Below are 11,095 nucleotides of genomic sequence, written 5' to 3'. Positions count from 1 at the left end.
TAAGTGGTAGCGGGGGCAGGATTTGAACCTACGACCTTCGGGTTATGAGCCCGACGAGCTACCAGACTGCTCCACCCCGCAATAAACCGTTGAACCTTTAGCGCCCCTCGGCACTCGACCTGTATTCTGGTGAGCACAGATCTTTTCGGTTCCGACTGGTTGAATCTTGCTAGTCAAAGCATTCAACCCGCCTCAAATATCGAGCGCAAATAGTACTTAGAGGCGCTCACTCTGTCAAGGCGAAGACGAAAAAAACATTTATTTTTCGCTGCCTTAGCACAACAAGAAGCGACCACTTCACTGCACCCGCAAACGCCGCAGCGCTTACTCTACCGGGACGCATATCCGCGGCTTGTCGCCGCACAAATCGTCCCGGGGGCAGGCAAAAAAACCATCACTTCATGCCATGCTGCGATGACAAACCACTTTCATCGCACCCGGTCGGCAATTAGTCACACTGCCAGGACCGGTTTGAGCCGAGACCCGCCCGCGGATCTCTTTTCCAAATTGGTGCCGAAGGCCGGACTTGAACCGGCACGAGCGAAGCTCACTACCCCCTCAAGATAGCGTGTCTACCAATTCCACCACTTCGGCAAAGAACGCTTTGATCACTGCTCCGACTGAGGCACTTCAGTCGGGGCCGGGGATTCTACCCCAGCTTGAGGCACATCTGAAACCTCTTTTTGCTCCTGCGCATCATCCGATGCCACTGGCACTTCAGACATGGTAGCCGGCACCTCGGAATCCGCCGGAGCAGCCGGCACATCCTCTTCCTGCTGCTCAAGGGTTTCCAGTTCCGGCAGGTAGCTACGCACACCCTCAGCTTCCTGGCGAGCCATCCAGGCCAGGCCCATGCTGGTGACAAAGAACACCACCGCCAGCAATGCTGTGGCACGAGTCAGGAAGTTGGCCGACCCGGCACTGCCAAATACAGTCTGGGAGCCACCGCCACCAAAAGAGGCACCTGCGTCGGCACCTTTACCGTGCTGAATCAGCACCAGCCCGATCAGGCCAAGGGCCGCCAGCACGTGCACTACATGAACAACAATATCCATAATGACTCTATTATTCCGCCGCCTGACAGATAGCTATAAAACTGTCGGCTGTTAACGATGCCCCGCCTATCAGACCCCCATCGATGTCTGACTGGGCAAACAGAAGGGCGGCATTATCCGCCTTTACACTGCCGCCGTAAAGCAAGCACAGCGATTCAGCGATATCCGGATCGTTTTTCGCCAATGAGGCGCGCAGCGAGGCGTGCACCTCCTGGGCCTGCTCCGGGCTCGCCGTTCTACCGGTACCGATGGCCCACACGGGCTCGTAGGCCACCACGGCGCTGCCGAAAGCGGCAATACCTACCGCATCCACCACCGCCTGCAACTGCCCGCAAACCACGGCTTCGGTATTACCGGCCTCACGCTCTTCCAGGGTTTCCCCCACACAGAGAATCGGCACAAGACCGGCAGCCTGGGCACGGGAAAACTTGTCGGCGATCACCGCGTCGGTTTCTCCGTACAGCGCACGACGCTCGGAATGACCTACAATCACATGGCCACAGCCCACCTCGGCAAGCATGGGTGCAGACACTTCACCGGTGAAGGCGCCATCTTCCTGGTCACTCAGGTTCTGACCTCCCACCCCAATGGCGGCCGGCATCACAGATCTGGCCGCTGCCAGGTAAGGGTAAGGCGGACAGATCACCACCTTCGCCCCGCCATTGTAGCCAGCCAGGGCCTCTGCCATTTCGGCAAGCAGACCCTGGCGCCCGTTCATTTTCCAGTTACCGGCAACCAGCGGTGTTCTTGATGTCATCTGTTATTCCTTGGATATAAAAATGCCGGAGGCCCAGCGTTATCATGCAATCGCCTTTTCCACCACATCCGCCAGATCGCGGCACAGGGCGGCCACCTGATCCGGGTCCTTGCCCTCAATCATCACTCGCACCAGCGGCTCGGTACCAGAAGGGCGCAGCAGAATTCGGCCATTACCGCCGAGCTTTTGTTCCACCTCTGCCATGGCGGCCTTCACTTCAGCCTTTTCCATAAAACCATCACGGTTGGGGCCACGCACATTGATCATGGTCTGGGGCATCAGCACCACATCTGCCACCGCCTCCGCCAGGCTCTGGTCACGGCGGGACAGTGCCGCCAGCACCTGCAGGGCAGAAACCGTACCATCGCCGGTGGAAGTGCAATCCAGACAAACCAGATGGCCGGAGGATTCACCACCGATCAACCAGCCACGCTGGTCAAGCTGTTCCATCACGTAGCGGTCACCCACCTTGGCGCGCACGAACTCGATATCCAGCGCCTGCAGCGCCAACTCAAGACCAAAATTGGACATCAGGGTGCCAACCACGCCGGGCAGCTCTACACCGCTCTCCTTACGATCCCGGGCCACCACAAACAGCAACTGATCGCCATCAACCAACTTGCCTGTGTGGTCCACCATGATCAGTCGGTCTGCGTCGCCATCCAGCGCCACCCCCAGATCCGCTTTTTCATCCAGCACCCGCTGCTGCAGCTGCTCCGGATGGGTGGAGCCACAATCACGGTTGATATTAAAACCGTCCGGGCTATTGGCCATGGCCACCACCTCGGCACCCAGCTCCTCGAACACATCTGGAGCAATGTGGTACGCCGCACCATTGGCGGTGTCGACCACGATCTTCATACCACTCAGGTTCAGGCCCGGCACGGTACTCTTGCAGAATTCGATATAACGACCACGAGCATCATCAATCCGGCGCACCTTGCCGATCTGGTCGGTGGCCACCACCGACATGTCTTCGTCCAGCAGGCGCTCGATCTCCAGCTCGATCTCATCATTAAGCTTGCGCCCATCCGCCCCGAAGAACTTGATGCCATTGTCGGTATAGGCATTGTGAGATGCAGAAATAACAATGCCGGCCTGGGCAGACAAAGTCCGGGTCAGGTAGGCAATGCCAGGTGTCGGCAGGGGTCCAAGCAGACGCACATCCACGCCCGCAGCGGAAATACCGGCTTCCAGCGCCGATTCGAACATGTACCCGGAAATACGGGTGTCCTTACCGATCAGGATCTTGCTGCCACCGTGTGCCGCCAGCACCTTGCCTGCCGCCCAACCCAGCTTGAGCACGAAATCCGGGGTAATGGGGAACTGCCCAACCGTGCCTCGCACGCCATCCGTCCCGAAATACTTACGCGCCATGACTACTCCTTGTGCGGTTAGATTATGCGATCACTGTCGCCTGATTGCTTGACGGCGTGGGCGAAGCGCACCACATCCACGGTTTCCTGCACATCATGGGCACGGACAATCATTGCTCCGCGCTCAATACACATGACAGCCGCCGCCAGGCTGGCCGGCAAGCGCTCACTGACTTCCCGACCAAGCAGTTTACCAAACAGGGACTTTCGCGAAATACCGATCAGGATCGGTAACGCCAGGGCCTGCAGCGCGGCCATTTCATTCATCAGGGTAAGATTGTGCTCCACGGTCTTGGCAAAGCCAAAACCCGGATCAATCAGAAGCCGCTCACTGGGGATGCCGGCTTGCTTGCAGGCGGCGATGCGCTGACGCAGAAAATCTATCACCTCGGCGGTGACATCCTGATAACGGGGATCATCCTGCATGTTGCCGGGCTCGCCGAGCATGTGCATCAGGCAGACCGGCAACCCGCTGGTCGCCGCCGCTTCCAGCGCACCGGGCCGACGCAGGGCCCGCACATCATTGATCATGCCCGCACCAGCTGCGGCGGCATCGCGAATCACCGCCGCAGTACTGGTGTCCACGGACACCAGGGCACCAAACTCAGAGGTAAGTGCCTCAACCACCGGCACCACCCGATCCAGCTCCTGCTGTTCGGACACCGGCGCCGCTCCTGGGCGGGTGGACTCGCCTCCCACATCAATGATTGCCGCTCCATCCGCCAGCATTCGCTCGGCCTGACGCAGGGCATCATCCCGCTTGGTAAAGCGGCCACCATCAGAAAAGGAATCCGGGGTTACGTTCAGTATCCCCATAACGACAGGCGCGGACAGGTCTAGTGTCCGCGCCCCACAGGTCAGCGTGTCAATCATGAATCAGCGGGATCAATGCGTATTGGCAGGTCCGCCGATGGCATCGTCGCCCGGCTCCTTGTCACCGCTGGCAGCGGTGCCATTGCCCGGCCCCTGATCACGCCAGTCTTTCGGCGGGCGCGGCTTGTGGCCGGTCATGATGTCCTCGATCTGGCCGGCGTCGATGGTTTCGTATTGCATCAAGGCTTCCGCCATCAGGTCCAGCTTGTCGCGGTTGTCCTCGAGAATCTGCTTGGCTCGTCCATAGCAGCTATCGATGATTGCCCGCACCTCGCGGTCGATTTCTTCGGCGGTCTGCTCGGACATGCTTTTACGCTGGGACATCTGCTTGCCCAGGAACACCTCACCCTCTTCTTCCTCGTAGGCCAGCGGACCCAGTTTCTCGCTCAGGCCCCACTTGGTGACCATGGCACGGGCCAACTTGGTGGCACGCTCAATATCATTGGACGCCCCGGTGGTAACACCATCAAAGCCCAGCGTCATCTCCTCCGCCAGACGCCCGCCGTAGAGCGAACAGATCGAGGATTCCAGCCCACGCTTGGACTGGGAGTATCGATCTTCTTCCGGCAGGTACATGGTCACACCCAGGGCGCGGCCACGGGGAATGATGCTCACCTTGTAGACCGGATCATGCTCAGGCACAAGACGGCCAACAATCGCGTGACCCGCCTCATGGTAAGCGGTGTTCAACTTCTCTTTCTCGCTCATCACCATGGAACGACGTTCAGCGCCCATCAGGATCTTGTCCTTGGCTTTCTCGAACTCTTCCATGGACACCATGCGCTTGTTAGCACGGGCAGCGAACAGGGCAGCCTCATTAACAAGGTTGGCCAGATCCGCACCGGAGAAGCCAGGAGTGCCGCGGGCAATCACACTGGGATCTACATCTTCCGAGATCGGCACCTGACGCATATGCACCTTGAGCACGTGCTCCCGGCCACGGATATCCGGCAGAGGCACAGTCACCTGACGGTCGAAACGGCCCGGACGCAACAGCGCCGGATCCAGCACGTCGGGACGGTTGGTGGCAGCGATTACGATGATACCTTCATTACCATCAAACCCGTCCATTTCCACCAGCAGCTGGTTGAGGGTCTGTTCACGTTCGTCGTGACCACCGCCGACCCCGGCACCACGGGAACGGCCCACCGCATCAATCTCGTCAATGAAAATGATGCAGGGAGAATGCTTCTTGGCCTGCTCGAACATGTCACGGACACGGCTGGCACCGACACCCACGAACATTTCCACAAAGTCTGAGCCGGAAATGCTGAAGAAAGGCACCTTGGCCTCCCCCGCAATGGCCTTGGCCAGCAGAGTCTTACCGGTACCCGGTGAACCGACCATCAGTACGCCACGGGGAATCTTGCCACCCAGGCGCTGAAATTTTGCCGGATCACGCAGGAACTCGACCAGCTCCTGCACTTCTTCCTTGGCTTCTTCCACCCCTGCCACATCGGCAAAGGTGGTCTTGATCTGGTCTTCGCCGAGCAGCTTGGCCTTGGATTTGCCGAAGGTCATCGGCCCGCCACCGCCTTTACCGCCCCCCTGCATCTGACGCATGAAGAAGATAAAGATGGCCAGAATAATCAGGATCGGCAGTACCGACAGGAACAACTGCATCAGGAAGCCCTGACGCTCTGGCTCCACACCCACCACATTCACCTTGTTCTGGATCAGCGTGGGCATCAGATTGGTATCCAGTGTCGGCGGTTTCACCGTCTTGAACTGGCTGCCATCCTTGTAGGTACCGGTGATGGAGCTTTCGCCGATCTTGGCTTCCTGCACATCACCACTCTCTACCCGCGAGATAAAGTCCGAGTAGGGAATACTGGTTGTTGCAGGCTGGGTGCTGATGCTGGATGCCACCACGTAAAGTACGCCGGCGATAACCAGCCACAGCACAATATTCTTGGTCATGTCGTTCAAGGGAGACCTCGATCAATTCCGGGCGCTTCACGCGCACAATAACGAACTTACACCTTACACCATTTGCCGAACCCTGCGTAATGCCGGTTCGGACAGCAAAACAGCCATTTTACGGCATTTTCACGGCCTATTTCAGACCACTGGCCAGTTGGTACACCTCGGTGGAACGGGCCCGGCTCGCTGCCGGCTTGCGGCTGACTACCCGGTGAAAACGCTGCAGCAGCATCTTCCGGTACTCATCGAATCCTTCGCCCTGGAATACCTTGACCAGAAACTGGCCATCCGGTTCCAGCACCCGCTCGGCCATATCCAGTGCCAATTCCGCCAGATACATGGCCCGCGGCTGATCCACGCCCTTGTTACCACTCATATTGGGGGCCATATCGGACATTACAAGGTCTGCCTTGCGATCCCCGAGCGCCGCAAGAATTTGCTCATACACCGCATCTTCCCGAAAATCCCCTTCAATGAAGGTCACATCCGGCAGGGCATCCATTGGCAGAATATCGCTGGCGATGACAGTGCCGTGTGAACCCATCAGCTGGCCCGCCACCTGGGACCAGCCACCCGGCGCAGCCCCCAGATCCAGCACCGTCATGCCGGGTCGGAACAGGCGATCTTTCTCATTCATCTCCAGCAGTTTGAAGCTGGCGCGGGAGCGATAGCCCTCCGCCTGGGCCTTCGCCACCCACTGGTCGCTGAAATGCTCTTTGAGCCAGGCCTTGCTGGTTTTGGAACGGCTCGATTTCGCCATCAGAGATTACCTCACCCACCCGGTTTGCCGTTCCTGTGCGTAACGGCTGCTTTTCACTTTGCTAACCCGTAGAATACGCCCACTGTCGGGGCAACCCGGACATTCCCTTATTTCCTGTGTCGCCCCGCTGGCGACACCTTGCAGCTCTGGAGCCACACCGTGCCGCTATCGCAACAGGACATCAAACGGCTGCGCCGTATTGGCCACCATCTCAAACCCGTACTCATCTTCGGCGGCAAAGGCCTTACCGAAACCTTCGTTGACGAGCTGAACCTGCGCCTGGAAGATCACGAATTGATCAAGGTAAAGGTCAATGCGGAGACCCGCGACGACCGGGCCGCCATTGTCCAGGCCCTGAGCGAAAAAGGCAGCGCGGAGCTGATCCAGCGCATCGGCAACATTGCCCTGCTCTACCGGCCAGCACAGAAGCCCAACCCGAAATTATCCAACATCCTGCGCTACCAGGATGCATAACTGCCGCCTGACTGTCTCACGCCAAAACCTATGAAAAAGGCGACGTTAAACGTCGCCTTTTCTTTTCCCTTGCAACTTGAAACTTTCAACTTGCAACTCAGATGTGCTCGACCTTGTCGACCTCATACTCGCGGGTACCCCCAGGAGTATCGATCTGCACCACATCACCTTCTTCCCGGCCGATCAGGCCGCGGGCGATGGGAGAATTGACGCTCAACTTGCCCTGCTTGATGTTGGCTTCGTCGTCACCCACGATCTGGTAGACCTTCTCTTCGTCGGTATCCACATCAATGATGGTGACGGTCACGCCAAAAATCACCTTGCCGGTGTTTTCCAGGTGGGTGATATCGATGATCTGCGCGGCGCCCAGCTTCGACTCGATCTCGTTGATCCGTCCCTCGCAGAAACCCTGCTGCTCACGGGCCGCATGGTATTCCGCGTTTTCTTTCAGATCGCCATGCTCACGAGCCTCGGCAATGGCAGCCGTAATGCGCGGGCGATCTTCCCGCTTCAGCTTCTCCAGCTCCGCACGCAGGGCATCGGCCCCTTTGGCGGTCATTGGTATGCGTTGCATAGTTGTCCTCGTCTTTTTATGGAAACCGCCCGGAGCACTCGGCTCCGAGCGCTCCATGGGACGATTTACTGCATTTGGGCGTGCAAATCCTGCAAGCGGCGAACCGTCGGCTCGCCACTGATACCCAGCGCCTGACACACCGCATGGGCCGCCGTAATGGTGGTGGTATAAAACACCCGGTGCTGCAGGGCAGAGCGACGGATGGCGAAGGAATCGCGAATCGCCTGTTTGCCCTCGGTGGTGTTCACGATCAGGGCAATCTCGTCATTCTTGATCATGTCGACGATATGCGGACGCCCTTCCAGCACCTTGTTGACCACTTTGACTTCAAGACCGGCGTCGCTGATCACCTTGGCGGTGCCGCGGGTGGCCACCAGGTTGAACCCACGCTCGATCAGCATACGCGCCACATCAATGGCCGCCGGCTTGTCCACTTCCCGCACGGAAATAAAGGCGGTGCCTTTTTCCGGGAGCTTTTCGCCGGCGCCCAGGGACGCCTTGCCAAAGGCCTCGGCAAAGGTAGCGCCCACACCCATCACTTCCCCGGTGGATTTCATTTCCGGGCCGAGAATGGGGTCCACCTTCGGGAACTTGGCAAACGGGAATACCGCTTCCTTCACGAAGTAATGCTGCGGTTTGACCTCTACGGTGAAGCCCTGTTCCTTGAGGCTGGTACCGGCCATACAACGGGCCGCCACCTTGGCCAGGGACACGCCGATGCACTTGGACACGTAGGGCACGGTCCGCGACGCACGGGGATTCACTTCCAGAACATACACCTCACCGCTCTTGACGGCGAACTGCACATTCATCAAACCGATCACACCCAGCTCCAGCGCCATATCGGCGGCCTGCTGGCGCATCACGTTCTGCACCTCTTCGTCCAGGGAGTACGGCGGCAGCGAACAGGCGGAGTCACCGGAGTGCACGCCAGCCTGCTCGATATGCTGCATGATGCCGCCGATTACCACATCGGTGCCGTCACAGACCGCATCAACGTCCACCTCGATGGCGTCATCCAGGAAGCGATCCAGCAGTACCGGCGAGTCGTTGGACACGGAGACCGCGTTCATCATGTAATTGCGCAGCTCGGCCTCGCTGTAGACGATTTCCATGGCACGACCACCCAGCACATAGGAAGGACGCACCACCAGCGGGTAACCGATTTCCTCCGCCAGGCGCACACCATCTTCCATGGAGCGGGCGGTACGGTTGGGCGGCTGCTTGAGGCCCAGCTTGTTGACCATCTGCTGGAAACGCTCACGGTCTTCTGCCTCGTCAATGGCATCCGGCGGAGTACCGATAATGGGCACACCGGCGGCCTGCAGGGCACGGGCCAGCTTCAGCGGCGTCTGGCCGCCGTACTGCACGATCACACCCTTGGGTTTTTCCTTGGCGACGATGGCCAGCACGTCTTCCAGGGTCACCGGCTCGAAATACAGGCGATCGGAAGTGTCGTAATCCGTGGACACAGTCTCCGGGTTACAGTTGACCATGATGGTCTCGTAACCATCATCCTTCATGGCGAAGGCGGCGTGCACACAGCAGTAATCGAACTCGATCCCCTGACCGATCCGGTTGGGGCCACCACCGATGACCATGATCTTGTCACGGTCGGACGGGTTCGACTCGCACTCTTCGTCATAGCTGGAGTACATGTAGGCGGTGTCGGTGGAAAATTCCGCCGCACAGGTATCCACTCGCTTGTAGATGGGCTGCACGCCCAGCTCTTCACGTTTGCCGCGCACGTCCGCTTCCTTCACACCCAGCAGCTGTGCCAGCCGGGCATCAGAGAAGCCCTTGCGCTTGAGCGCATACAGACTGTCGCGGTTCAGGTCACTGAATGTGGTAGCTGCCAATTGCTGCTCGGCGCGCACCAGATCCTCGATCTGCACCAGGTACCAGCGGTCGATCTTGGTGATGTTGAACACATCATCCACGGTCATGCCGACACGGAAGGCATCACCGACGATCCAGATCCGCTCCGGCCCCGGCGTTGCCAGCAACTGGGCTACCTGCTCACGGGCATCCGGCGCGGACGGGTCCACGCTGGGATCAAAGCCTACGGACTCGGTTTCCAGACCGCGCAGGGCTTTCTGCACGGACTCCTGGAAGTTACGACCGATGGCCATCACTTCGCCCACGGACTTCATCTGGGTTGTCAGCACCGCGTCCGCTTCGGCAAATTTCTCGAAGTTGAAGCGCGGAATCTTGGTAACCACGTAATCGATGGACGGCTCGAAGGAGGCCGGGGTCTTGCCACCGGTGATCTCGTTCTGCAGCTCGTCCAGGGTGTAACCCACCGCCAGCTTGGCGGCCACCTTGGCAATCGGGAAGCCGGTGGCCTTGGACGCCAGCGCCGAAGAACGGCTCACCCGCGGGTTCATTTCGATCACCACCATGCGGCCGTTGTCCGGGTTGACCCCGAACTGCACGTTGGAACCGCCGGTTTCCACACCGATCTCACGCAGTACCGCCAAAGAGGCGTCGCGCATGATCTGGAACTCTTTATCGGTGAGCGTCTGCGCCGGGGCCACGGTAATGGAGTCACCGGTGTGCACGCCCATGGGATCGAAGTTCTCGATGGAACAGACGATGATGCAGTTGTCCTTTTTATCGCGGACCACTTCCATCTCGTACTCTTTCCAACCGAGCAGGGACTCGTCGATCAACAGCTCGTTGGTGGGCGACAGGTCCAGGCCACGCTGGCAAATTTCCTCAAACTCTTCCCGGTTATAGGCAACACCACCACCGGAACCGCCCATGGTGAAGCTGGGGCGGATAATGCAGGGAAAGCCCAGCTCTTCCAGCGCCGCATTGGCTTCTTCCATGTTGTGAGCCATGGCAGAGCGCGGACACTCCAGACCGATGGCCTTCATGGCCTGGTCGAAACGGTGCCGGTCTTCTGCCTTGTCGATGGCATCCTGGGTAGCACCGATCATCTCCACATCGAACTTGGCCAGCACGCCGTGCTTGTCCAGATCCAGCGCGCAATTGAGTGCTGTCTGCCCGCCCATGGTGGGCAGCAGAGCATCCGGGCGCTCCTTCTCAATGATCTTGGCCACGGTTTCCCAGGTGATCGGCTCGATATAGGTGGCATCGGCCATGGCCGGGTCGGTCATGATGGTGGCCGGATTGGAGTTCACCAGGATCACCCGGAAACCCTCTTCACGCAGGGCCTTGCAGGCCTGGGCACCGGAGTAGTCAAACTCACAGGCCTGGCCGATAACAATCGGGCCAGCGCCAATGATGAGAATGCTTTGTATGTCAGTTCTTTTCGGCATAGTTCACTAACCGTCAGAC

At 59.0% G+C, this 11,095-nt stretch carries 9 protein-coding genes and 2 tRNA genes; 1 reads left to right on the top strand and 10 read right to left on the bottom strand.

From position 1 onward, the window contains the following. Positions 1-4: 4 nt before the first annotated feature. The 8 genes from HUJ17_RS10320 to rlmE form a co-directional block, all read right to left on the bottom strand. Positions 5-81: transfer RNA gene (locus HUJ17_RS10320), tRNA-Met, on the bottom strand. Positions 82-508: 427 nt separating this feature from the next. After that, positions 509-594: transfer RNA gene (locus HUJ17_RS10315), tRNA-Leu, on the bottom strand. A 14-nt stretch (positions 595-608) separates the two neighbouring features. Beyond that, complete coding sequence (gene secG, locus HUJ17_RS10310) at positions 609-1,055, bottom strand: preprotein translocase subunit SecG (RefSeq protein WP_290510613.1); 447 nt, start codon at positions 1,053-1,055, stop codon at positions 609-611. A gap of 10 nt (positions 1,056-1,065) precedes the next feature. Continuing rightward, positions 1,066-1,812 carry a triose-phosphate isomerase gene (tpiA, locus tag HUJ17_RS10305; RefSeq protein ID WP_290510612.1) on the bottom strand — a complete coding sequence of 249 codons (747 nt, stop codon included), beginning with the start codon at positions 1,810-1,812 and terminating at the stop codon, positions 1,066-1,068. Between the two features lie 42 nt (positions 1,813-1,854). Then, positions 1,855-3,189: a phosphoglucosamine mutase gene (gene glmM / locus HUJ17_RS10300; protein ID WP_290510611.1), complete on the bottom strand. Its 1,335-nt coding sequence runs from the start codon at positions 3,187-3,189 to the stop codon at positions 1,855-1,857. Positions 3,190-3,206: 17 nt separating this feature from the next. After that, the gene (gene folP / locus HUJ17_RS10295; RefSeq protein WP_290510610.1) at positions 3,207-4,061 is read right to left on the bottom strand and encodes a dihydropteroate synthase; all 855 of its coding nucleotides are present in this window, start codon (positions 4,059-4,061) and stop codon (positions 3,207-3,209) included. 12 nt (positions 4,062-4,073) lie between these two features. After that, on the bottom strand, positions 4,074-5,981 hold the full coding sequence (ftsH, locus tag HUJ17_RS10290; protein ID WP_290510609.1) for an ATP-dependent zinc metalloprotease FtsH: 1,908 nt from the start codon (positions 5,979-5,981) through the stop codon (positions 4,074-4,076). Between the two features lie 136 nt (positions 5,982-6,117). After that, positions 6,118-6,744, bottom strand: a complete 627-nt coding sequence (rlmE, locus tag HUJ17_RS10285) for a 23S rRNA (uridine(2552)-2'-O)-methyltransferase RlmE (protein ID WP_290510608.1) — start codon at positions 6,742-6,744, stop codon at positions 6,118-6,120. Positions 6,745-6,903: 159 nt separating this feature from the next. Here rlmE and HUJ17_RS10280 point away from each other — a divergent pair, with 159 nt between their 5' ends. Beyond that, positions 6,904-7,218, top strand: coding sequence for a YhbY family RNA-binding protein (locus tag HUJ17_RS10280; protein WP_290510607.1), 315 nt, complete (start codon positions 6,904-6,906; stop codon positions 7,216-7,218). Between the two features lie 97 nt (positions 7,219-7,315). Here the strand turns inward: HUJ17_RS10280 and greA are convergent, their stop codons facing one another. Both greA and carB read right to left on the bottom strand, forming a co-directional pair. Then, entirely contained in the window at positions 7,316-7,792 is a 477-nt protein-coding gene (greA, locus tag HUJ17_RS10275) for a transcription elongation factor GreA (protein ID WP_290510606.1), read from the bottom strand. Positions 7,793-7,857: 65 nt separating this feature from the next. Beyond that, positions 7,858-11,076 carry a carbamoyl-phosphate synthase large subunit gene (gene carB / locus HUJ17_RS10270; RefSeq protein WP_290510605.1) on the bottom strand — a complete coding sequence of 1,073 codons (3,219 nt, stop codon included), beginning with the start codon at positions 11,074-11,076 and terminating at the stop codon, positions 7,858-7,860. Between the last annotated feature and the right edge of the window lie 19 nt (positions 11,077-11,095).

This window comes from Alcanivorax sp., assembly GCF_014762765.1.
Lineage (GTDB): Bacteria > Pseudomonadota > Gammaproteobacteria > Pseudomonadales > Alcanivoracaceae > Alcanivorax.
Note: the sequence above shows the minus strand (reverse complement) of the source record. Positions and strands in the feature narration are given on the sequence as shown.

What these genes read in the sequence shown, in the direction of transcription:
- rlmE (WP_290510608.1), bottom strand. Translation starts at nt 6,744, where the DNA reads ATGGCGAAATCGAGCCGTTCCAAAACCAGCAAGGCCTGGCTCAAAGAG.
- ftsH (WP_290510609.1), bottom strand. Translation starts at nt 5,981, where the DNA reads ATGACCAAGAATATTGTGCTGTGGCTGGTTATCGCCGGCGTACTTTAC.
- secG (WP_290510613.1), bottom strand. Translation starts at nt 1,055, where the DNA reads ATGGATATTGTTGTTCATGTAGTGCACGTGCTGGCGGCCCTTGGCCTG.
- glmM (WP_290510611.1), bottom strand. Translation starts at nt 3,189, where the DNA reads ATGGCGCGTAAGTATTTCGGGACGGATGGCGTGCGAGGCACGGTTGGG.
- carB (WP_290510605.1), bottom strand. Translation starts at nt 11,076, where the DNA reads ATGCCGAAAAGAACTGACATACAAAGCATTCTCATCATTGGCGCTGGC.
- folP (WP_290510610.1), bottom strand. Translation starts at nt 4,061, where the DNA reads ATGATTGACACGCTGACCTGTGGGGCGCGGACACTAGACCTGTCCGCG.
- tpiA (WP_290510612.1), bottom strand. Translation starts at nt 1,812, where the DNA reads ATGACATCAAGAACACCGCTGGTTGCCGGTAACTGGAAAATGAACGGG.
- greA (WP_290510606.1), bottom strand. Translation starts at nt 7,792, where the DNA reads ATGCAACGCATACCAATGACCGCCAAAGGGGCCGATGCCCTGCGTGCG.